This is a genomic window from Paraburkholderia sp. Ac-20342 (assembly GCF_017104985.1).
Taxonomy (GTDB): Bacteria; Pseudomonadota; Gammaproteobacteria; order Burkholderiales; family Burkholderiaceae; genus Paraburkholderia.
On the sequence record NZ_JAAGPQ010000052.1, the window covers coordinates 1 to 23,334 of the forward strand.

Genomic DNA, 23,334 nt, shown 5'->3' on the forward strand with positions numbered 1-23,334 from the left:
TGCTCAATATAGCCACGTCGATCACTCCGTTCCCCCGCCCGTTGCCGAGCAGGTCAGTGTTCTACGTGGGTCAAGATTCGATGCAAATTACTGCCGAGGGTGGGTCAGGATTCCGTGCAAATCAACACTAAGCTAATATTTCCCTCCAACGCGCTTCAGATCGTGGCCACTGCGAGTTCGCTCGAAGCTATTCTTTCCATCTACAACGTTATGGTCGAAAGCGAGTTTGCGAACTCTTGTCGCGAAGAGTTTGCACTCGGTGAGTACCGCAGGCGTTGCGCTGACTCAATCGACGCGCTGCGACGACACGTAGCAGAGAGTCTTCTTGCCGGAGACTATAAATCGCTCATTGCTCATGCGACAGTTGAGGAGCATGACGACCCGGACGCCCCATCGGACGAATCGTTACTCATTGAGGAAATCACGCCGGCATTGGGCATGCTTGAGCTGTTGCAGTGTACGCCCGAGAAAAATGCCGTATTCGTGTGCGATGACCGGCATCTGACAGGCTATCCGACCATAGGCGTGGCTCCGCTGATCGGGGTTTTCGAGGTGCTCCGGGTTCTACGTCGCTCCGGCCAGCTTTCGGACAGCGAGTACTTCGACAAAATGCTGCGCTTGCGCCGGTCGGCAGCAATGTTTCTGCCCCTCGAGAAGGATGAGGTGATGTTCCATCTTCTTGGAGCACCAGTTGTCGACGGTGCCGTGAGAGAGACGGACGAGCTCGTCACTTTGAGGCGGTACGTTGCGCATATCGTGATATTGGAGCAGCACCTGAAGATAGGTGACTATCCAGCGAACCTGGTCGGTCACCCCGACGAGACGTGGGTACTGCTCGCACTTCGACGTCTGGTTGATGATTGCCTTGTTGCAGTCTGGAAATCGTGCGCGCTGGACGACGAGCAGGCGATGGCGAAGGCCGAGTGGCTCTGGTCATCTATGCGGGTTGAAAGGCATCTCGGCAATCACCCCTCCATAAGAAACGACCGGGAAGGGGTGCGCACATATGCTGCCGTCACAATCTGCTCTGCGATTTGCACCGCATTTCAACTGGTTGCCGGCGTGTCAGAGACGCGTCAGAATGCCTTTGCTCTGTGGCTCGAAGACGCAGTGGCGGGTCGACTTGATGCTGATACCAATCTTTGCCAGAAGGTCGACGAGCAACTTGCGATGCTTATCCAAGGTCTGTCGCTCGACCCCGTAGACCAGGATGGAATTGCGCATGCGAGCGACACGACGGCAGCATACTTTCGGCAAGCACTAGCCATGTTTCCGGAGAAAATTCGCCAGCGGCTCGAATCGGACTCGACTCTGCGATCGCTACTTAAGACGCGGACGGTCTCGGTGGTGACAGTCGGGGCGGTCAGTATTGAGCGGGGGGCCTTTTTTCAAGCGGTTGAAAAGGCAATCAAGTTTGGTCGGTCGGTCACTCAGGTTGAGGGCGCTGCAACGAAAGTAAAGTTTCGCCGATTGGGTGCAGGTCTCTCACTTCGCGCTGAAGGTAACGAGTATCGAATCGATGACGAAGCTTTTTGCATATTTAGTAAGACTCCCGACGAACTCGGGGCAGTTCTACGGCAACACCCGGAGTGGTTTGAGTGCGGAGTGTCCGAACGAGAGCACATCATCAGCCAGATTCTGCGACTGCCAGATGCTCAACAACGGTTCGCTTCGGCGGACACGGCAAGGCGCAGCACACTTCGACACCGATGCGATACTCTGCGGCAGAAACTGTTCGACAACGGAAGGTTGCCTGTGGCGAGTTTCGGAGTTCCGCCTCCGAATGAAGTTTTGAATCATCTTAGACTCACAAAAGATAGTGACGCTTCTTTTAACGTGCGTTGGGAGCTAGCAGCTCAAGCGCTTATTGGCGACTTCGGCTTGCAAGAATGCTTCATTCGCTTGGCATCACTTCCAATACCGCTTCCCCTCGCGTTTCGTGATGAGTTCTCGCGTGCGGGCTTAGAAGTGCAGCAGGCACTTCTCATGAATTGGTCGGGCTTTGCAGGTAAGTCACCGACTCACTTTATTCATGCGTTGTCGCTGCTGCGTCCCCACAGCGAAGCCTCTCCTGTCACGGAGACATACGGAAAAATTGCATCTCTTGTGCTTGAGAGGTGGGACGTTTTGGGAGATGCGATGGGGGCGCTTCTGACGTGGAGCGAGGCTAATGCGCGGACTATGAGCGATTGGCGAGGCGTAGATGACACAGCAAGAATCGTTGCATTTTGGCTGCACGCTTCGAATCTTATGATTTTGTTGAACAACACGGCGGACTCGGCCAGCCTGATTGCCGAACGCTTCAGAGCGTTCAAAACAGCGTTGTCCCCTGAGGCAGCACTTGGCCAATTGGCGATGGCAAAGGACATTGCTTCCGCGAGTGCTCACACGAGTATTGGGTTACTCTACTGCGGACTGAACTACGTCATCGGCTCTGGAGCTAGCCACGACGTGCTATCGGCCGAGCAATGGAGTCAGGTAGCGTCTTTGATGCGTGTTTCAGAAACAGTGAACCCATGGATGTTGGTGAGCCGTGAAAGCGCCTCCAACCTGACCGGGGCGTTCCTGAAGTTCAGCCATGCGGACCTTCCGGGGCAGATACTGGTTACTTCAGAGTCTATCGGACAGTTTGAAGGCGCGCTTGTGGAGTTGCTTGAAAGCAATCCAAATTCGACTACTGGTTGGATCCACGTTCACGCGTTGTCCAGAATCGGATTGTCAACTGCGGTTGTGCAAAGGATTCCCGCTCTTCTTGAACATGCGGACATGATTGAACTAAGCGGCCAACTGGAGTATCCGTATTTTGGCTGCCGAGCGCTGGCTGGATGCGTGAGTTTTTACGGCACCACGGAGTTGCGGGAAAAGGTCGCTAACCAAATTGTGCAACTCGCGGAGCGGTTTGCCTTCCAACATCGAAAGAATTTAGCGCCGGTTGAATTCAATACCGTTGACCCACGCGGAACATCGTTGACGGAGCTCATTGAGGCTTCTCTCCTGCTCTGTCGCACGAACGATGTAACTGAAGGGTTTCGCGCCTTTGCGTCTTTGAGCTCCCGAGTGGTGACTGCATGGCCGGCTGCAACGAAGGCCATGAGAGGACTATTGGGACAAATATATAGCGATTCGTTGCTTGATGACAACGCTGAAATATGGCATGAATATTTGCGTCTCCGGGCACGGCAGTAAGTTTTAGCCAGGACGGAGCCCGTGAGTAGATGGCACGGAATAGTTTCGCTCGATACGGTGCGACCCAATGCACGAACCCGCAACCGGAAGCGACGACTCGCCCGCGACAACTTACGGGCATAAGCGCCGAGGGCGCATAGACCGAAGCGGCACTCGGTGCGGGACATTTGCGTGATGTGTTTACTATTTAAGAGGTAGCCCTTTTGTAGTCAATACGCCAACTCCGGCTGATTTTTAGACTTCAGCGAAAGACATGATTGAGTCAGTTGGTCGTTGCAACACGTCTGTTCCGGTACGGAATCGGAGAGTGGAGCACTAGGGAACGACAGAGGAAGCATTGGTTGAATGCGCAGCAGAAGGGCGGGATCTGGACGATGTGGCGCGCAGGCGAGTGGCTGAGTGCTATCCCGCGTATGCTCGGACGTCATCCCAGAGGGGACTATCGGATTATCAGCAAGACCGGCGGGATATCGCCGGGCGCCCGCACAAGATCTGCGTGTTCGCTGACACTTGCCAAACGTAAGGAGATATCGCGAAAGCTGGTCGTCGGCACCTCGATGCGCCAGATTGCATTGCAACTGGGGCGCTCGACGTCCGCCATCACGCGGGAGGTCGCGCGCGATGGCGGCAGTCGCCGGTATCAGGCTCATGAGGCTGTTGCCACCGCGTGGGCGCGGGCACGGCGACCGAAGGCTCGTGCACTGGCGCACAATTGCCGGCTGCACAGGCTCGTCGCGGCCAAGCTCAAACTACAATTGACTCCTGTGCAGATGGCGGGATGGCTGCAGCGCGAGTTCCAGGTCAACAGGAGCATGCAGATATCTCATGAAACGATTTACCGAAGCCTGTTTATCCAGGCACGGCGCGCCCTTATAAAGGAACTCGTCGCCCACTCTCGTCAGGCGAGGAGCACCTCTCCGGAAAGCCAGGGCCGAGCCAGGATACGCCAGGCCGTCTCGATCAGTGAACGCCCGGCCGAAGCGGAAGACCGCGCGTTGCCCAGCCATTGCAAAGGTGATCTGCTGACCGCTCGGACAACACCTACATTGCCACCCTGGTGGAACGGCACTCGCGCTTTGTAATGCTGGCCAAGGTGGCAGGCAAGGGCACGACAAGCGTGGTGTCGGCACTAATAAAACAGGTGAACCGACTGCCGGCGGAACTGCGCCGGTCGCTGACATGGCACTGCGGCACCGAGGTGGCGAATCGCAGGACCCTCACGATATCCACGGACGTGCAGACGTATTTCTGCGATCCACGAAGTGCATGGCAGCGAGGCAGTAACGAGAACACGAATGGCCTTTTCCGCCAGTATTTCCCCAAGGGCATGCCCTTGGGTGGCTGTTCAGAGGCCGAGCTGAACAGGGTTGCCGCACGCCTGAACGGTCGCCCCCTCAGACTCTGCAATTTACGAGCCCTGTCGAAAGGCTGGCAGAAACGCTAGGTGTTGCAACGAGCGGTTGAATCCGCAGTTGCTCATTTTCTCTCTTGCAAGGCTTGTATGATAGGAGGTCATCATCAATCCCGGGGGCGTTCGCGCACGATGAAGATCTACGATCTGTACAAGCCATTCAGGAATCAACTCCGAAAAATGGCGTTACGGCCCGCGTTGGAGTGCATATGGCAATGCCAGTTGCATGTGGACGAATCGGGGATGTTAAACCTTCGGACGAGAGCTGGCGGCCCAGTCTTCGAGATCCATGTGTGGGAGCTTCATCTTCTGACCCGTGAAATATTGTTGCACGCGGCAGGAGACGAAAATACGCTCGCTACGCCTCAGGGTCTCTTTCAGATGATCAACCACATTCGGCGGATCAGCGAAGGGATCTCGGAGCGCACGATCAGCTCTGGTGACGACGCGATGCGCGCGTTGCATACACTGATCCATCAGCAGGCTCGCTGGCAATACCCGCAAGACGAGGGCCGTATGTTCCGAGCGTTTCATATCTACAGCGATCCCGAGTTGGCGCCTATCTTTGAGCGGGTAACGGGTATCTCGGTGAGAGAGATGTTTTTTCTAGCGATGGGCATCGCTGGCGCGGGGAAGAAAAAGGTGGTTACCAGCACGGCACAGGATTACTCGGCGTTCGGCGTAACACACGATGCGCGCGACAAGTTCTTCAAGATGACTGGTACAACGTTGACTGAAATTCGTCGAAATATCGAAGCATTGCAGCGTGACGATGAGGGCTGGGCGTTCACATGGAACCCGATGGAAGCTACTCCTCTGATCAACCTGGACGATCATCAGACACAGATCTACTGGCATCCTTTCCCTGAATTTCTACTTCGGCGTGTCACCGAAGGACTTTTCTATGATCTCGGCAAGGGGAAAAGCCAACTCGGGATCGAGTTTGGCAATGAGTATGGACGAGCTTTCGAGCGTTACGTACTGCGTGTCCTATCGGAGATTTTCGATTTGGAGCGGTTCTCCGTCTCGGGCGAGCAGCCCTACGAAGTTTCCGGAAATAAGCGGCATGGCGTGGATGCGATCGTAAGCGACGCCACGGGAAACATATTTATCGAATCCAAGACGCGACGGATGAAGCAAGGGGCCAAGGAAATGGTGGACGGATCAGCGCTTGAGAAATCACTTGATGAGCTTGCTGAAGCCGTCGTCCAGCTATATGGGAACATCGATGATGCGATCAATGGATACTCGAAATGGATTCCCAACGAGCTACCTATCTATCCCTTCGTCGTAACTTACGAGGACTGGTATTTGTTCGCCCCGCAGGTATTCGATCTCCTCAACGAATGTGTGAGGCAGCGACTGGAAGAAGCTGAACTTCCTTCAAACTTAACCGAAACGATGCCATTTTTCATTACATCTATTGGCGAGTTCGAAATAGCCGGACAGGATATTGCCCGTCTAGGTGTCAAGCGTTTCTGCTCCGCCGGCACTCTCAGTGAGCATCGACATTTTAAACTCAGTATGTTGGCTCAGACGCTCTTTCCGGACGAAAACATCATCCGCCGACGTCTGCTCGAAAACAGTTGGAACGAGATTTTCCCCGAGATGCAAGCTTGGGCGGGCATGGCCGGGCAGACGGAGGGTTGGTGGACTACAACGGCGGTCTAGATTGGATAACTGCGGCGTTGAGTCTCGCGCCCACCCACTTTGCAACATCCAGTCCGTAAGTCGTAGCATTCATCTGGGGCGTCCGCTCCTCAAGTGGCTGTGTCGCAACTTCACTTTTGCACATTGATGCCGTTCGGTTCCGGGGGCCCTCTATCGCACCCACTTCCCCGGAGGGAGGGCGGTGTCCATTCCCTCTCGGCCGACCGCTGTCGTACGCCGTGCGAGCGTATCTCGGTTTTTTCGACATCAGGCCAACAGGATTAAAAGTCGGCAATGTGGCTTCTCACCTGACGAATAGCGGCGTTGATCTGCAGTCTGCGCGGTGCGCAGGTAGCCTGCCGTCTCATTTTGTTTCGCTCGAGAAGTTGGACATCATGTTCCTCTGCTTTTACTACCTTGTCTTGGTGGCTGACGGCCTTTGTTTCCGTTGACCCGCTCTAGTATATTTGCCAAAGATCCGCTTCTAACCCTGCAAGTTTGGCCAGAGCGTGAAGTTCAGAAGTTGCTGCGTCCAGCAACTCTTCGGTTCGGCTGGGCTGATCCCAACCAGCCCCGCCGCTCTTGCCTCCATGAAATACATTGTTCCGTACTGTCTTGAGCATGCGAACGACCTTGCAAAGATCTGTTCTGCAATCGTTGATGCCCACGGGGCGCCAAGAGAGTTCCTTGCCATTTCCAACCACTTGGCGCTCTGGGGACAATCCAATCAGCTTTTTGCCAGACTCGGTCAGCGCATATCTTCCTGCATGAGAGTCGACAAAGTGCTGCCAGCTTGGCTCGGCTGCCGCACCTTCGGTTTCATTTTTTAAAAAACCGGATTCCTTAAGTGCTGCTTCAAAGCGTGCGAACCAAAAGAAGAATTGGAAAGCCTTTTGTGTCAGTGATCCTGTGACGTTGTCATGCTGCATAGCTTTTCTCCGAGGCATAACGTCGTGATCATCGACTGCCGAAGGCAGTCCGCTGCAAAGGCGTGGGTGTCTGCACGGAGTGCCAACGCTCCATGATGAAAATGACCAAGGAGTATGATGCATTGACCGCGAGGCGAGCTTCTGAAACCTCCAGCGAAGGCGGCCTCACTCCTCGACCATGAGCTGAGCCGATATGAGTCCGATACGCACCAACTCCGTCAACTATTGATGCAAGCCCTTGAAGAATTCTCTTTTGATCGTCTCGCAGTGTTGGGTCTAAATTGAGGCCCAAGTGGCTCTGCACCATGCGCCAAAGGGGTGTCACCGTTTGGTTGGCAGGCATTTCAAGGCCGAATGTCTCGATGTAGGTCTTGCATGTTGCCTCAATGATTGAACAGGCGGCAGTGATAGCAGCTTGGGGATCCCGTTCAAGCTGCCCGATTGCCCGAGCAAACTCTGCCTCGACGGAGACGAAATCACCAGCGCGGAGAAAATCGGAGAGAGTCTTTGCTGCTAGACTCGCCCCCGCGAGCCCAACATATCCGTTTACTTGATATGTGAGTTGATTTTTAGCGAGACTTTCACGTATTCGTTTTTGACCTTCAGCGATCTCTGGACGCCATCCGTTAGGCTCTTGATCCATAAACTTCTGGATAACTTGACCGAGGACTGCCAAACCGTCCACCGACCCTTCTTCATTGCATCTCTTGAGCCATAGCGAACACTTCGTCTCGCAGTTTCCTTCAGGCACCTCGCCCGGGGCTCCGCTTTCCATGAACAGGGAGTTCAGCGTGGAATGACTGTAATAGTAGGCAGCAATTACGGAGGCGACTGCGCCGATGACCGAGTTAGGAATCTTGTTACCCACACGTTCCTCCATACGTCCAAAGTATGAATTCACTGGACCGGGAAGCTGTTCGAGCAGATCGCGCAGAATCGCTGATTCAGGCCAGTGATCGGATTTATTACAAGCACTATAACCTGCGTATCAACGAAATACTTTTGTAATGAGGGTGAGACTCGCTAAATGACGGTTGTGGGCTTTTTTAGCGATAGGTTGCTCAGTGAGAAGGGGGAATTCGCCGCTCTAGAAAGCTTCATTCAGCTGTTAAACTAGGCCAACGGCTGCAGTCGGTCAAATTGCTGGCGCAGCAGCAACCCTATCCCGATGTCCGTTATGGCCGATGATCTGTCATAGTGGTGGCAAGGCTGAACGACTGCCGCACCGCAACGACGCCCGGCGTGGTCGATGCGGACGACGCCTGACTATCGACGTTTTTCACTGGCGAAAGCCTCCCCGATCTGCCGCGCCCGTTTCACTTCATCACTATGCAGATAGATCGACGTGGTGGAGACGGATGCATGCCGCAGGTTGTCCCGCACCGTCGTCAGTTCGGCGCCGTGGGCGAGTGCGTGAGTGGCGTGTGTGTGTCGCATCCAGTGCGTGCTGGCAATGCGCAGCTTGGCCGCGAGGGGCGGGTGGTCGGCTTCGATATCATCCGCCGCCAGCAGAAAAAACCGTTTGAGCACGCCCCACAGCCGCACGCTGCTGATCGCCACGTCACTGTCGGTCTCGAGGCTCCCGATGACCGGCGTTTGTGGACGCCATTGCGCCGCGGAAACCGGCAATCCCCGTTCGGCCAGATAGCGCGACAGCGCCTCCCACGCGAGCGGCGGCAGCGCGACCATCGCAACCTTGTTGCCCTTGCCGGTGACATGCAGCCAGTGATCGCCCCGAGCATCGTTTCTCACGTCCCTGAGCGTCGCACCGACCAGTTCGCTTGCACGCAGGCCAGTCGCATAGCCGAAATCCAGCAGGAAGCGCAGACGCTGCGCGGCCGCCTTGCTCCAGCCGGCTCCCGGTGCGCCGGCCGTTGTCGCAGCCGGAAACTCGAGGCCATCGGCGATGGTCCGCACGAGCGCCCATTCGCCTTCGGTGAACGCATGCGACGCATCGAGCGTGGCGGCACCTTTGCTACCCCGTACCTTCACGCCCGCGAACGGATTGGCGAGCACGTAGCGCTGCTCGATCAGCCAGCGGAACAGGGCGCCGAGGATGGACAGGGCATGCGCGGCCGAGCGGTCCGACAGGTTGCCGTTGAACGGCCGCCAGTCAGGTGACGTCCGCGGTCGCACCGGACCGGTCCAGCGTGCGCGCGGCGACGGATGTCGGAGAAACGCGCGGTAGGCGATCGCGTCTTCGGTTGTCAGCGACGACAGCGCGCGGTGGCGCTCGACGATCGCCCACAGGATCAGGCGCTCGGCCTCCTTGCGGTAAGTACGGCGGGTCGCAGGCGACTCCTGCAACGCGAGCCACGTCTGCACCGCCTCATAGTCGTTCGACGCGTCCAGCGTGCAGGTCGCGACCGGCGCACGGAAGGTGCCGCTGGTGCCGTCGACCTCGTGTGGGAGCTTCAGGGTTTCCCACGGCACGATGTCGCTGTGCCGACTCGACACCACCAGCGTGCGCGCCTTTTCGGTGAGCGCGGGCCACGCGGCGAAAAACGTCTCGATCGCGCGCGCACCCGCCGCGCCGAGACCGGGTACCGCTTTCCACCATTGACGCCGGCGCGGAACCCGCACGGTCAGGTCAGCCAGCGTCGCGATGCCGTATTCGCGCAGCACGCGCACCACGCGCGGGGAAAGCCACTGCGCGATGTCGTCGGCGATCTGCGGCTCGGCGGGGCGTGCGGAGCGCAGGACCTCGATCACGTGCGCGACGGTCTTCGCGTGCTGTTCGCGTTCGTCGGCCGGATGATCGAGCAGGGCGGCGAGATCGGCGCGATGAAGGGACTGCGCAACGGCCAGCAGTTTGCGGCGGATTTTCCCAAGGACGCCACGCGCGGATTTACCGTCACCCAGCGCCGCGGGCAGGTAGCGCGCCACCGCCTGCCGCGCCGGCAGGCCGGCATACCACGCGCGCAGCACGGCGAGTTCGTCGGCGTTCGGCAGGCTTGCGAGCGTGGGTGCGGGAAGTGCGGGGATTGAAGTGTGACGCGTTCTCATGTGTGCGAGTTTAACGCGAAAATCGACACCTTATGATAAGAATAGTTATCTTAATAGTGACACTTGGAAACACATTTTGCATTGAAGTGCCTTCCCAAAATTGCTTGGCATTGAATGCCATCTCAAGCGCCGGCTCGCTGGACTTAAGACCATGGGACTGGAGCCAGGTTGCGGGTTCTTGGCTGATGCTGGGGCGAAGAGCCGAGAACCGGATGCTTCCAGATATGCCACCCCGAGAGGTGATAGCCGCTTTTGCTACATGTTCGGATAGTTCGGACCGCCGCCGCCTTCCGGCGTGACCCACACGATGTTCTGCGTCGGATCCTTGATATCGCAGGTCTTGCAGTGCACGCAGTTCTGCGCGTTGATCACGAGCCGCTCGTTGCCGTCTTCGTTCTTCACGAATTCGTACACCGCCGCCGGGCAGTAGCGTGATTCAGGTCCTGCATAGGTCTGCCAGTTCACATTGACCGGCACCGACGGGTCTTTCAGCGTCAGGTGCGCGGGCTGATTCTCTTCATGGTTCGTGTTCGAGATGAACACCGAAGAGAGCCGGTCGAATGTGAGCTTGCCGTCCGGCTTCGGATAGTTGATCGGCTTGCACTGCGAGGCCGGCTTCAGCATCTCGTGATCGGAATGCTGGTGATGCAGCGTCCACGGGACATTGCCGCCCAACACCTTCTGTTCGAGCCCGACCATCAGCGTGCCGAGGTACAGGCCCTTGCTCATCCACTGCTTGAAATTGCGCGCGCGATACAGCTCGTTATAGAGCCATGACGTTTTGAACGACTCCGGGTAGGCGGTCAGCTCATCGCTCGTGCGTCCTGCCTGCACGGCCTCGAATGCGGCGTCGGCCGCGAGCATGCCAGTCTTGATCGCCGCGTGCGAACCCTTGATGCGCGATACGTTGAGGAAGCCCGCATCGTCGCCAACCAGCGCGCCGCCGGGGAACACCAGTTTCGGCAGCGACATCAGGCCGCCCGCGGTGATAGCACGCGCGCCGTACGACACGCGCTTGCCGCCTTCGAGAATCGCACGGATCGCAGGATGGGTCTTGTAACGCTGGAATTCCTCGAACGGCGACAGGTACGGATTCGTATAACCCAGGCCAACCACGAAGCCCACCACCACCTGATTGTTGTCGAGGTGATAGAGGAACGAACCACCGTAGGTGTCGTTTTCAAGCGGCCAGCCGGCCGTATGCATGACGAGGCCCGGTTTGTGTTTCGCCGGATCGATCTCCCACAGTTCCTTGATGCCGATGCCGTAGACCTGCGGATCGGCGCCTTCGCGCAGCCTGAATCTGTCGTTGAGTTGTCGCCCGAGATGGCCGCGCGCGCCTTCGCAGAACAGCGTGTACTTCGCGTGCAGTTCCATGCCGAGCTGGAAGTTTTCGGTCGGCTCGCCGTCCTTGCCGATACCGAGGTTGCCGGTCGCAACACCCTTGACCGAGCCGTCGTCGTTATAGAGCACCTCGGCCGCCGGAAAGCCCGGGAAGATCTCGACGCCGAGCGCTTCGGCCTGTTGCCCAAGCCAGCGCGTGACGTTCGCGAGACTGATCACGTAGTTGCCGTGATTTTTGAAATTGTCGGGCAGCGCCCAGTTCGGCACGCTCTTCGCGCCGGTTTCCGAGAGGAACAGGAAGCGGTCTTCGCTCACCTCGACGTTCAAAGGCGCGCCTTTGTCTTTCCAGTCGGGGAACAGTTCGGTGATCGCGCGCGGGTCCATGACCGCGCCCGACAGGATATGTGCCCCGATCTCCGAGCCTTTTTCGAGTACGCACACGCCAAGCTCGACGCCCTTGTCGGCGGCGAGCTGTTTCAGGCGGATCGCCGCCGACAGGCCAGCCGGGCCGCCACCGACGATCACCACGTCGTATTCCATCGACTCGCGCGGACCATATTCAGAAATAAGCATGTTTCAATACGTGCGTTAAAGAGAAAGCGACGCGATGTCGATCGAGACCAGTTGCGCGCCGGCGCCGTCAGCAGTGACTTCGATGAACTCGCTGCCGCCTTCGATCACTAGGCCCTGAAGCGGACCGAGCGCAAAAGTGTCGAGCGAGGCGCCGCGCGCGGTCCATTGTCCCGATAGCGCGATCAGCAACTGAACGGGCGCGACCGCGATGGCCGTCGCGTGAGAAAGCACGCTGACCGAAGCACGGCACGCGTTGCGCCGGGTCATGACGTTGAGCACATTGACGGGCTGCGTCGACAGCGTGCTCCAAATCTGAAGATCGCCCGAGAAATGCACAGGCTGACCGCGCCGCGCCACGAGCTGGCCATCCTGCGAGTGCAGGTTGACCGTGCCTTCGTCGACGAGCAGCAAGGTGCGGTCGAAGCCGGCGAAGCGCGAGAAATCGGCAGACGTGCTCAGCGTCGCGAGGCTCACGCGCCAGTGGACATCATCTTCAGGCCCATCACTGATACCGCCGCGCGCAATTGTGCGCGTGATGCCATTGCCGTTGGCCCACGGCTGCGGCGGCAACGCGAGGCATTCGAAGAACTGCGCTGATGGCGCGCATGCCGCCGCGCTTTTCATCGGGCCGCTCCGGCGTGCCGTTCCAGTTCGCCGAGCACTTCGAACAGATCACCGACAAGGCCGATATCCGCCACGGAAAAAATCGGTGCATCGGCATCCTTGTTGATGGCCACGATCGTTTTCGAATCCTTCATGCCGGCAAGATGCTGGATCGCGCCGGAGATGCCGAACGCGAAGTAGACGTCGGGCGCGACGATCTTGCCGGTCTGTCCCACCTGCGCGGCGTTCGAGACGTAGCCCGCATCGACGGCCGCGCGCGACGCGCCGAGCGCGGCGCCGATGCGCGTGGCGAACCGTTCGAGCCGCTCCATGTTGTCCTTCGAGCCGAGCCCCCGGCCACCCGAGACGACAACCCGCGCCGAGCTCAGATCCTGGCCGGACTGGGCGGCGGTATGCCGCGCGATGAGGCGCGTCTTCGCGAAACTGTCCAGCGCGGGCAGGGCGACGGTCTCGGCCGTTGCTTCCTTCGCATCGACGGCATGAGCCGCGGGCCACGACGACGCGCGAAACGTCGCGAACGTAATGGCCGCTGTCGCCGTGACCGTCGACAGCACGCTGCCCGCGTAGAGTCCGCGCACGAACTGGTTCGCACCGGCTACGGCGGTCAGGTCGGACAGGAAAGCGCCGCCCGCGCGCGCGGCGGCGCGGGGCAGCGCGCCACGTCCGAGCGTGCGATGGGCTGCGGCGATCAGCGAGTACCCGGGTGCGAGCGCGGCAAGCCGCAGTGCGAGCGTTTCAGGCGTCGGGTCCGCGACACCCGGCGCTACCAGCACACGCGAAATACCGGCAACCTGGGCTGCGTGAGCGGCGAGATTCGTATCGGGCACGAGCATATCGACCGGCAAGCCGCGTTGCGCGGCGGCCGTGACGATGCGCAACACCGCGTCCGCAAGTCGATCACCATCGGCTTCCGCAATAACCAGAGTTCTCATGCGGCCACCTCGCTGTTGTTGAAGACCTCGTGCGCGGCCAGCGCGTCGATCAGCGCGGCAACGCTGCTAACCCGAATGCCCGCTTCTCGCACGGGCGGTTCACTCAACGCATCGGTTTTCACGAGCGGCGCAAGTTCGACGCCGAGCGTGCGATAGTCGAGCACGGCGAGCGGCTTCTGCTTCGCCTTGACGATATTCGGCAAGCTTACGCGACGCGGTTCGGCGAGCCGCAGATCGGCGCTGACCACCGACGGGCCGCTCAACGCCCAGCTTGCCGTGCCGCTGTCGTCGCCGCAGCTCGCCTGCCAGCCGTCGGCGCTGATTTCGAGCGCGCTTGCGTCGAGCGCCTGCGGCCAGTCCAGCAGACCGGCCAGCATCGCGGCGACGCCGCCGATATCGTCGTCGATCGCCTGTTTGCCGCACAGCACGAGGCCGTATTCCCGCGTGGCCATATAGGCTTGCAGCAGACGTGCAACGCCGTATGAATCGAGCAGGGGCGTCGCATCGGCGGTGTCGATCAGCACCGCGTCGTCAGCGCCCATTGCGAGCGCGGTGCGCAGCACGTCCTGGCACGCAGCCGGGCCGCAAGTGAGCACCGTCACCTGCCCGGCGACACCGGCCTCGCGCAGTTGCAAGGCCTTCTCCAGCGCGCATTCGTCGAATGGATTGATCGACATCTTCAACCCTGTCGTATCGATCACGCCCGCCGCGTTGACGCGCACGCGCACGTTGGGGTCCACCACGCGTTTGATGGGGACCAGAATGTTGATAGCCATGTGTTGTTCTCCGTAGCCGGCCGGCGGCCTGGTCAGGACACCGCGTCAGGACACTGCGCCCGAGCCATATTTGCCGACCAGCAGCGCGCCGCTTTCGAAGCGGCTCAGCGCGTACGGTTCGAGCGAGACATCGGTGGCGAGGCCCAGCGCATGTTGCGCGAGCAGCTTGCCGACACCGGGCGAGAGCTTGAAGCCATGTCCCGAGAAGCCGAAGCCGACGCTCAGGCCTTCGATATCGGCGACCGGGCCGAGCACCGGGTTCCAGTCGGGCGTGACGTCGTAGACGCCGGTCCACGACGACGCGAGGCCGGCCGTTTCGTAGGCGGGGAAACGCTCGGCCACCTGTGCGCCGACTTCTGCGACGTAGTCGAGCGAGATATCGCCCTGTTCTGTTTCGGGGGCATTGAGGGTTTCGCCGACCACGCCTTCGGACACCAGCATCTGGCTGCCGCCGTAGCTGCGGTAATAGAGCATGCCCGGCGAGCCGAGATCCTTGAAGGCCGGCATCGCAAACGTGTAGCGCGCCTCGCATTCGAGCGCGAGCACGGTGTGGCGCTCCGGCTTGACCGGCAGCGGCACGCCGATCCAGCCGGCGAGTTCCGGCGTCCAGATGTTCTGAGTGCTGATGAGCGCGCCGCAGCCGAACGTGCCGGCGCTGGTTTCGACGCCCACGATTTTGCGGCCTTCACGCACGAGACCGGTCACGCGCGTGTTCTCCATGATCTTCACGCCGTGCCGGCGCGCGGAGCGCGCGAAGCTGGTCGCGACCAGGTAGGCGTCGGCGAAGCCGGCCTCGGGTTCATAGCCGATCAGCGCGGCGTCGTCGAACTGGGCGATCGGCATGCGCTCGCGCGCTTCGTCGCGCGACAGCAACTGGACTTCGATGCCCATGTCCTGTTGCGCGCGCAGCGACGCGGAGAGCGGCGCCAGTTTGTCGCCTTCGGGCGCGCAGATCATGTAGCCGCATTTCACGAGTCCGCACGAGGCTTCTTCGTCGCCGACGTACTCCGCGAAATGGTTGAACGCCGACCACGACGCGCGCGCCAGTTCGACGTTCTGCCGCACCGAGTAGTGCGTGCGCAGCAGGCCCGACGATTGCGAGGTGGTGCCGGCGCCGATGGTGCCCTGTTCGAGCACGAGCACGCTTTGCGCGCCGAGCGAGGCAAGGTGATGAGCAACCGACGCGCCGATCACGCCCGCGCCGATGACGACAAAATCATAGTGGCTCATGGGAGCCCTCCGGGAATAGCAGTGGGCGGATTGTAGGCAGCGGGGCAGCGCCGGCAATTTTGTATTAGCTAAACTAATGACGGTCCCCCATTGATGCTCATGCAATCGATGCCGCGCGCAGACGCGTGCAGGATGGCGGGCAAGAGAACGCAACAGAACGGAAGGGCGAGGCAATGAAACGGAATCCGGCACCGATCGATCTGCGCGCGCTGCAGGCGTTTATCGCCGCTTGCGAGACCGGCTCGATGACGGGCGCGGCGAAGCAGCTCGGCGTCACGCAGAGCGCGATCAGCCAGGCCATCGCGGCGCTGGAGCGCGATCAGGGCGCCGAACTGTTCGACCGCGACAGCCGGCCGCCGCGGCCCAATGCAGCGGGCCGCGCGCTGCTGGAACTGGCAGGCCCGCTGATGGAGCACGCGCTGACAGTCAGCGCGCGTCTCGGCGATGCGACCCAGGCCGGCAAGCTGCCGGTGCGGCTCGGCTGCGTCGATTCATTCGCGGCGACGGTGGGGCCCGAGCTGATCCGGGCAGTCTCCGGCACGCCACGGCAGATCTCGCTGTGGTCCGGCCTCACGCCGGGTCTCAGCCGCCAGTTGCACGAGCGCGAACTCGATCTCGCCGTGTGCACGCAAACGACGCTCGACGACGCGCGGATCGTCGAAGTGCCGCTGTTTTCCGAGGCCTTCGTGGCGGTCGTCGCGAAAAGCCATCTGCGTGGCCGGCGCGACGTCGACTGGCGCACGCTCGCGCTCGAACTGCCGTTGATCCGCTATACGGCGCGCTCGGTGATCGGCCAGCAGATCGAGCGCTTTGCGCGGCATCTGGGTATCGAAAGTCCGAGACGCTATGAATTCGACGCGACCGATCCGCTGCTGTCGCTCGTGACCGCGCGCCTCGGCTTTGCGATTTCGACGCCGCTGTGCCTGTGGCAGGCGCGGCACTACCTGAAGGACATCGCGGTATTGCCGCTGCCGGCCAGCCGGCTCGCGCGGCGCGATTTTTTCCTGCTGTACCGCGAGGGCGCGTGGGATGAGTTTGCGGCCGAGATCGTCGCGCTCACCCGCTCGGTCCTCGACCATTCGATTCACCCGGCTCTCGCGCAGGCGCTTCCGCGCTTGCCGGACGACGCGCTGCGCTGATACTTGACGACAGGAGTTTGACGATGACTGAGCTGTACACGCTCGAACGCGGCGACGCGCCCTTGCTGGTTTCCATCCCGCACCTCGGCACGCGGATTCCGGACGAGCTGCGTTCGCGGTACTCCGATGCGGCCTTGACGCTCGCCGACACCGACTGGCATCTCGACCGGCTGTACGCGTTCGTGCGCGAGCTGGGCGCGACCGTGCTCGGCGCGCGGGTGTCGCGCTACGTGATCGATCTGAACCGGCCGCCCAACGACGAAAGCCTGTACCCGGGGCAGACCACGACCGGGCTGTGCCCGGGCGAGACGTTTCGCGGCGAGCCGGTGTACCGGCCCGGTTGCGAACCCGATGCGGCGGCAAAGCAGCGGCGTGTGGAGCGCTACTGGCGTCCCTATCACGCAGCGCTCGCCGCGGAGATCGAACGGCTTCGCGCGCTCCATCCGAATGTGCTGCTGTGGGAGGCGCATTCGATCGCGAGCGTGCTGCCGAGGCTATTCGAGAGCAGGTTGCCCGATCTGAACCTGGGCACCCAGGACGGCCGCACTGCCGCAACGTCGGTGCAGGCCGCGGCCGAAGCCGGCGCGGCATCGGGTGAATTCACGTGGATCGCGAACGGGCGCTTCAAGGGCGGCTACATCACGCGTCACTTCGGCGCGCCGGAGCGCGGCATTCACGCGATCCAGCTCGAGATGTGCCAGTCCACCTACATGGACGAAGCCGCGCCGTTTGCTTATCTGCCCGAGCGAGCCGAAAGCGTTCAGCCGACGCTGCGCCGCATGGTGGCCGGGGCGCTCGATGCGGTGGTGAAACTCGCGATGCCGGTGGAGCGGGCGTAACGGGTGTAACGGGCGTAACGGGTGTAGCCCCATCGAAGCGACAGGGCCATCCCCCGGCCCTCAAATATCGAGCCCGTACTCGCACGCGTGCACGGCGATCAGCTCCTGCATGATCGTCGCGAAACGCCGCGCGGCCGGCGACATGTTGCGATCCGCGCGCGACAGCAGCGACACGTTGCGCCGCGCGTTCGGGTCGTCGATCGGCAGGAAGCGCAGGCCGTCCACGCCGCCGATGCGCGTCAGGCTCGGCAGCACCGTGATGCCGATCCCTTCGCGCACGATCGACAGCAGCGACAGCGTGCTGCGCGCATGCATGATCTGGCGCTCGCTGATCGCGAGAAACGCGGGCGTATCGATACCGTCGCAAATCCCATTGCCGATGAACGGCCTGTCGCGCAGCGCCTCCCATGGAATCGGGCCGTTCATCTCGCACAGCGGGTCGTCGGTGCGCACGACCAGCGACAGTGGCTCCGAGAACAGCGGCTGCGCGTCGATATCGGGCAGCCGGTGATAGCTCGCAATTCCCCAGTCGATCACTTCGCGGCTCACGGCCTCGATGATCGCGTGCGAGTCCAGATCGCGCACGCGCACGACCGCGGCGTTGCGGTCGCCGCGAAAAGTGCGCAGCGCGTTCGGCAGGAAGGTCAGCGTGATCGACGGCAACACGGCGATCTCGATGCTGCCCGCGCCGTTGTGCATGAACGAGTTGATCGAACGGCTCACGCGGTCGCTGTGCTCCAGCAGATCGCGCGCGTGATCGACCACGAACTCGCCGAAACGCGTCAGGCGCGTCTTGCGCTCGCCCTCGAACAGCGCTCCGCCGAACTCGTCTTCGAGCTGCTTGAGCGTCATCGATACCGCCGACGGCGTGCGGTGAATGCGGTCGGCGGCGGCGCGAATACCGCCTGTTTCGGCGACGGCCACCAGCACCCGGAACTGCGCAAGATTCGTCATCTCGGCCTCGTTTCAGAAAATCTGAACAAAAGTATAGTTTATTAGAATTGACTGAAACAAATTGACGCCGTCTTATAACCGTCATGGACAACATTTCATGTGCGGAGAACGGAAATCAAATCGAATCTGATAGCGGGCGAATGGCGGGTCGCCGCGGACGCCATCGAGAATCTGAACCCGTCCGATACCCACGACGTGATCGGCCGATATGCGCAGGCGGACGCGCAGCAGCTCGACAGCACGCTCGACGCGGCACTGGCGGCGCAACGCGCGTGGGCCGGCCAGGGGCTGGAGGCGCGCGCCGCGGTGCTCGATGCGATCGGGCGCGAACTGATGGAGCGCTCGAAGGAACTGGGCGAACTGCTGTCGCGTGAAGAAGGCAAGCCGCTCGCCGAAGGCGTCGGCGAGGTCTATCGCGCCGGGCAGTTCTTCACGTGGTTCGGCGGCGAAGTGCTGCGTCAGCCGGGCGATTCGATCGCCTCGGTGCGCACCGGTGTCGAGGTCGACGTGCGCCGCGAACCGGTCGGCGTGGTGGCGGTGATTTCGCCGTGGAATTTTCCGATCGCGACCGCGAGCTGGAAGATCGCGCCGGCCCTCGCGTTCGGCAACGCGGTCGTATGGAAGCCGGCCAACCTGACGCCGGCGAGCGCGGTGGCGCTGACCGAAATCATCGCGCGTCAGGCGATTCCGAAAGGGCTCATGAGCCTCGTGATGGGCAGCGGCCGGCAGATCGGTCAGCGGCTCGTCGAGGATGCGCGCGTGGCGGCCGTCACGTTTACGGGCTCGCTCGAAGTCGGGCGCGGTGTGGCCGCCGCGGCGGTGAGCAATCTCACGCGCGTGCAGATGGAAATGGGCTCGAAAAACGCGCTCGTCGTGATGGACGACGCCGATCTCGATCTCGCGGTCTCGCTCGCGATCAACGGCGCGTTCGGCGGCACTGGACAAAAATGCACCGCGTCGTCGCGGCTCGTCGTGCATCGCGGTGTGCACGACCAGTTCGTCGAGAAGCTCGTGGCGCGCACGCGCGAACTGAAGGTCGGCCATGCGCTCGAAGCGGGCACGCAGATCGGTCCGGTGGTCAGCGCGGAACAGCTCGACGCGAATCTGGCCTACGTCGAACTGGCCTCGCGCGAGGGCGCCGAACGGCTGTGCGGCGGCGCGCGCGTCGAACGCGCGACGCCCGGCTATTACATGGAGCCGGCCGTATTCGCCGGCACGCGCAACGATATGCGCATCAATCAGGAGGAAATGTTCGCGCCGATCGCCTGCGTGCTGCGCGTCGACGATTTCGACGAAGCGATCGAGGTCGCCAACGGCACGCCGTTCGGACTGACTGCGGGCATCGTCACGCGTTCGCTCGCACGTGCCTCCGCGTTTCGCGCGCGCTCGCGCTCGGGCTGCGTGATGGTCAATCTGGCCACGGCCGGGACCGATTATCACGTGCCGTTCGGCGGCACCCGGCAATCGAGTTACGGGCCGCGCGAGCAGGGCCGCTATGCGGTCGAGTTCTACACCACGGTCAAGACTTCGTACACGCACGCAGGGGAGGCTGCATGAGCCGTACCGTTACCGGCACTGTCCACTCCGCGAAGCGGATCGTCATCGACGGCATGCAGTTCGCGCGCTGGTCCCGCAAGGTATTCGAGCAGATGCGCGACGGCGGCGTGTGCGCCGTGCACGTGACCGTCGCCTATCACGAGAACTTTCGCGACACCGTCGATTTGCTGGTCGACTGGAACCGGCGGCTGCGTCTGCATGGCGATCTGATCGGCTTCGCGGGCTCGGGCGAGGAGATGGATGCGGTCATCGACAGCGGCCGCACCGCGATCCTGTTCGGGCTGCAGAATCCGTCGTCGATCGAAGCGGACATCGGCCTCGTCGAAATGCTGCACCGGCTCGGCATCCGCTTCATGCAACTCGCCTACAACAACCAGTCGCTGCTGTGCACGGGCTGGACCGAACGCAACGACAGCGGCCTCACGAACATGGGACGCGAGGTGGTGCGCGAGATGAACCGGCTCGGCATGATCATCGATATGTCGCATGCGGCCGAGCGCTCGATTCTCGATGCGATCGAGTATTCGGCACGGCCGGTTGTCGTGAGCCATGCGAATCCGTACGCGTGGCGCAATACCCATCGCAACATCTCGGACCCGGTGCTCGACGCGCTCGCGCAGTCGGGCGGCATGCTCGGGCTGTCGCTCTATCCCGGTCATATGATCCACGGCTCGCATACGACGCTCGACGACTTCGCGCGCATGGTGGCCGGGCTCGCCGAACGGATCGGCCCCGCGCGGATCGGCATCGGTTCCGATCTGTGCCAGGAGCAGCCGCCGAGCGTGCTGGCCTGGATGCGCGAGGGCCGCTGGAAACATGTGGAAACCGACGAGGACGTGACGGGCGGCTTTCCGCCGCAGCCCGACTGGTTCCGCTCGAATCTGGACTTCGGCCAGGTGCGCGGCGGCCTCGAACGCATCGGTTTCGACGCGGCTGAGATCGACGGCATTCTCGGCGAGAACTGGCATCGTTTTCTGCACGACGCGTTGAGTGGACACGCGCCGGCTCCAGGCACGCCGGCCGCGCGTGACGAGCGGAACGATGGCAAGCCGCTGTTCGGCGGCGCGGACGGAGTATGAGCATGAGCACGGAAATCGCATTGCTGACGGCCGACGTCGAAGCGCTCACACGGCGTGCGCTGTTGAACGCAGGCGCCCGCGCGGAGCAGGCCGATGCGCTCGCGGTCTCGGTGGCCGCGGCCGAAGCGGACGGCATCGCCTCGCACGGTCTCGCCTACGTGCCGATCTATTGCGAGCATCTGCGTTGCGGCAAGGTCAATGCCGGCGCCGCGCCGCGCGTGAGCACGCACGGCAGCGTCGTGCGTGTCGACGCGGACGCAGGCTTCGCGCATCTGCCGATCCGGCTTGGCTTCGCCGCACTGGTGCCGCTCGCGAAGCAGCTTGGCGCCGCGGTGATGGCGGTGACGAATTCGTACAACTGCGGTGTGCTCGCCTATCACACGGAAGCGCTTGCGAGCGAAGGGCTCGTCGCGCTCGGCTTCACCAATGCGCCCGCGTCGATCGCGCCGTGGGGCAGCGCGACGCCGGTACTCGGCACCAACCCCTGGTCGCTCGCGGTACCCGACGGCGACGGCGGGGTGCATTTCGTGATCGATCAGAGTTCGTCGACGGTGGCGAAAAGCGAGGTGGTCCGTCATCGCCGCGAGCAGCGGCCGCTGCCCGACGGCTGGGCGCTCGATCGCGACGGCCGGCCTACCAACAGCGCCGACGCCGCGCTCGACGGCGGTTCGATGGCGCCGGCCGGCGGCTACAAGGGCGTCGGCAATGCGCTGATGGTCGAGATGTTCGCCGCCTGCCTCGCCGGCGCGACACCGGGCGTTTCAGCGTCGCCGTTTTCGGGCACGGCGGGCGGCCCGCCGCGCACCGGTCAGTTCTTTATCGCGATCGAGCCGGGCGCGACCTCGGGCGGCGCGTTCGACACCACGCTGCAAGCGGTCATGAAGGCGTTCGCGGCCGCGCCCGGCGCACGTCTGCCGGGGACCCGGCGGCGCGCGGCGCGCACGCGTCATCGCGATGAGCCGATCGCCGTCAACGCGGCCGTGCACGAGGCGGTGGCGGCGCTGGCGGCATAGGCGGGTAGCGCCTGAGAGGTCATGCCGGCTGCGCCGGCTTCAGTTCATCAACGAAGATTGACAAGGGGGACCGATGTTTCGTACCACGTTTCGCATGACCCGACTGATCCGCGCGTTCACCGCCGCCGCGCTGTGCGTGGCCGCGGCGGCCGGCGCGCCGGCTTTCGCGCAGCCGTTGCAGAAAATCGTGCTGCGCACCGACTACAAGTTCAACGGCTACGTCGCGCCGTTCGCGCTGGCGGTGCAGAACGGCTACTACAAGCAGGCCGGGCTGGATGTGTCGATCCAGCAGGGTCAGGGCTCGGGCACGACCGTGCAGACGGTGGCCTCCGGCGCCGACGACTTCGGTCTTGCCGATGCGTCGATCGTCGTGCTCGCCGTGACCGCGCAGAACATCGGCGTGAAGCTCGTCTCCGTCTATACGCAAACGGGGACCATGGGGCTCATCTATCGCGCCAACGCGGGCTTCACCGGCGACCTCAAGCAGTTGCAGCACAAGGCCGTGATCTCCAGTTCGGGCACCGCCGATCTGCGCATGCTGAGTCCGGCGCTCGCGAGCGCGGGCATGAATACCGACGACGTGCAGTTGCAGATCGTCGATTCGAACGCGCGCGTGCCGATGTTTCTGAAGACCAACGGCGCGTATCTGACCGGCTTCGCGACCGGCGACCTGCTGCGTATCCGCAGCCGCATGCCCGACGCGAAGTACATGCCATACGCGAAATACGGCGTGGTTGCCTACGGCACCGGACTGATCGCCAGCGACGACATGCTGCAGAAGCATCCGGACCTCGTGCGCAAATTCGTCGATGCGAGCCGCAAGGGCTGGGAAGCGGCGGTGAAGGATCCGCAAGCCGCCGTCGATGCAAGCCTGAAGCTGTATCCGGACCTGAGCCGCGAGTTCGTGCAGGGCGGCCTCAAGATCGCGCTGGCCGAGCAATTGCATACGGCCGCGACCGCAGCTCATCCGATCGGCTGGACCGACGAGGGCGACTGGAAAAAGATGCTCGACGTGCTGGCGAAATACGCGGGCGTCCACGATCCGAAAGCACCGGCTGCTTACTACACCAATCAGTTCATCGCGCAATAGGC

17 protein-coding genes and 1 pseudogene are annotated in these 23,334 nt (G+C 61.9%); 9 read left to right on the forward strand and 9 right to left on the reverse strand.

The window, feature by feature from the left end; translation table 11 throughout:
* The first annotated feature begins 114 nt into the window (after nucleotides 1–114).
* The 3 genes and pseudogenes from G3N58_RS21055 to G3N58_RS21065 all read left to right on the forward strand — a co-directional run bounded on the left by G3N58_RS21055 (nucleotide 115) and on the right by G3N58_RS21065 (nucleotide 6,268).
* Nucleotides 115–3,186, forward strand: coding sequence for a hypothetical protein (locus G3N58_RS21055; RefSeq protein WP_206000095.1), 3,072 nt, complete (start codon nucleotides 115–117; stop codon nucleotides 3,184–3,186).
* Between the two features lie 374 nt (nucleotides 3,187–3,560).
* Nucleotides 3,561–4,650 (forward strand): annotated as a pseudogene (locus G3N58_RS21060) (IS30 family transposase).
* A 79-nt stretch (nucleotides 4,651–4,729) separates the two neighbouring features.
* Complete coding sequence (locus G3N58_RS21065; protein ID WP_206000097.1) at nucleotides 4,730–6,268, forward strand: hypothetical protein; 1,539 nt, start codon at nucleotides 4,730–4,732, stop codon at nucleotides 6,266–6,268.
* Between the two features lie 437 nt (nucleotides 6,269–6,705).
* On the opposite strand, the gene G3N58_RS21070 is transcribed toward G3N58_RS21065, so the two are convergent.
* From G3N58_RS21070 to G3N58_RS21105, 8 genes are all read right to left on the reverse strand, one after another.
* Entirely contained in the window at nucleotides 6,706–7,176 is a 471-nt protein-coding gene (locus tag G3N58_RS21070; RefSeq protein WP_206000099.1) for a hypothetical protein, read from the reverse strand.
* A 28-nt stretch (nucleotides 7,177–7,204) separates the two neighbouring features.
* Nucleotides 7,205–8,044 carry an abortive infection family protein gene (locus G3N58_RS34645; RefSeq protein ID WP_346778283.1) on the reverse strand — a complete coding sequence of 280 codons (840 nt, stop codon included), beginning with the start codon at nucleotides 8,042–8,044 and terminating at the stop codon, nucleotides 7,205–7,207.
* 398 nt (nucleotides 8,045–8,442) lie between these two features.
* Complete coding sequence (locus tag G3N58_RS21080; RefSeq protein ID WP_206000100.1) at nucleotides 8,443–10,182, reverse strand: site-specific integrase; 1,740 nt, start codon at nucleotides 10,180–10,182, stop codon at nucleotides 8,443–8,445.
* Between the two features lie 255 nt (nucleotides 10,183–10,437).
* Nucleotides 10,438–12,099: an electron transfer flavoprotein-ubiquinone oxidoreductase gene (locus tag G3N58_RS21085; RefSeq protein ID WP_206000101.1), complete on the reverse strand. Its 1,662-nt coding sequence runs from the start codon at nucleotides 12,097–12,099 to the stop codon at nucleotides 10,438–10,440.
* Between the two features lie 15 nt (nucleotides 12,100–12,114).
* Complete coding sequence (locus G3N58_RS21090; RefSeq protein WP_206000102.1) at nucleotides 12,115–12,723, reverse strand: HutD family protein; 609 nt, start codon at nucleotides 12,721–12,723, stop codon at nucleotides 12,115–12,117.
* Entirely contained in the window at nucleotides 12,720–13,655 is a 936-nt protein-coding gene (locus G3N58_RS21095) for an FAD-binding protein (protein ID WP_206000103.1), read from the reverse strand. The genes G3N58_RS21090 and G3N58_RS21095 overlap by 4 nt, the downstream gene beginning before the upstream one ends.
* Complete coding sequence (locus G3N58_RS21100) at nucleotides 13,652–14,425, reverse strand: electron transfer flavoprotein subunit beta/FixA family protein (protein WP_206000138.1); 774 nt, start codon at nucleotides 14,423–14,425, stop codon at nucleotides 13,652–13,654. The genes G3N58_RS21095 and G3N58_RS21100 overlap by 4 nt, the downstream gene beginning before the upstream one ends.
* A gap of 51 nt (nucleotides 14,426–14,476) precedes the next feature.
* Nucleotides 14,477–15,661, reverse strand: a complete 1,185-nt coding sequence (locus tag G3N58_RS21105) for an FAD-binding oxidoreductase (RefSeq protein ID WP_206000104.1) — start codon at nucleotides 15,659–15,661, stop codon at nucleotides 14,477–14,479.
* 173 nt (nucleotides 15,662–15,834) lie between these two features.
* Between G3N58_RS21105 and G3N58_RS21110 the strand changes: the two genes are divergently transcribed.
* A complete protein-coding gene (locus tag G3N58_RS21110) occupies nucleotides 15,835–16,800 on the forward strand; it encodes a LysR family transcriptional regulator (RefSeq protein WP_206000105.1) in 966 nt (321 codons plus the stop codon).
* A 23-nt stretch (nucleotides 16,801–16,823) separates the two neighbouring features.
* Entirely contained in the window at nucleotides 16,824–17,639 is an 816-nt protein-coding gene (gene hutG / locus G3N58_RS21115) for an N-formylglutamate deformylase (RefSeq protein WP_206000106.1), read from the forward strand.
* Nucleotides 17,640–17,699: 60 nt separating this feature from the next.
* On the opposite strand, the gene G3N58_RS21120 is transcribed toward hutG, so the two are convergent.
* Complete coding sequence (locus G3N58_RS21120) at nucleotides 17,700–18,593, reverse strand: LysR family transcriptional regulator (RefSeq protein WP_206000107.1); 894 nt, start codon at nucleotides 18,591–18,593, stop codon at nucleotides 17,700–17,702.
* A 114-nt stretch (nucleotides 18,594–18,707) separates the two neighbouring features.
* On the opposite strand from G3N58_RS21120, the gene G3N58_RS21125 reads away from it, so the two are divergent.
* The 4 genes from G3N58_RS21125 (at nucleotide 18,708) to G3N58_RS21140 (ending at nucleotide 23,332) form a co-directional block, all read left to right on the forward strand.
* On the forward strand, nucleotides 18,708–20,150 hold the full coding sequence (locus G3N58_RS21125; RefSeq protein WP_206000139.1) for an aldehyde dehydrogenase family protein: 1,443 nt from the start codon (nucleotides 18,708–18,710) through the stop codon (nucleotides 20,148–20,150).
* A complete protein-coding gene (locus G3N58_RS21130; RefSeq protein ID WP_206000108.1) occupies nucleotides 20,147–21,229 on the forward strand; it encodes a membrane dipeptidase in 1,083 nt (360 codons plus the stop codon). The genes G3N58_RS21125 and G3N58_RS21130 overlap by 4 nt, the downstream gene beginning before the upstream one ends.
* Before the next feature lie 2 nt (nucleotides 21,230–21,231).
* Complete coding sequence (locus tag G3N58_RS21135; RefSeq protein ID WP_206000109.1) at nucleotides 21,232–22,242, forward strand: Ldh family oxidoreductase; 1,011 nt, start codon at nucleotides 21,232–21,234, stop codon at nucleotides 22,240–22,242.
* Between the two features lie 94 nt (nucleotides 22,243–22,336).
* Nucleotides 22,337–23,332: an ABC transporter substrate-binding protein gene (locus G3N58_RS21140; protein WP_206000110.1), complete on the forward strand. Its 996-nt coding sequence runs from the start codon at nucleotides 22,337–22,339 to the stop codon at nucleotides 23,330–23,332.
* The last annotated feature ends 2 nt before the right edge of the window (nucleotides 23,333–23,334 follow it).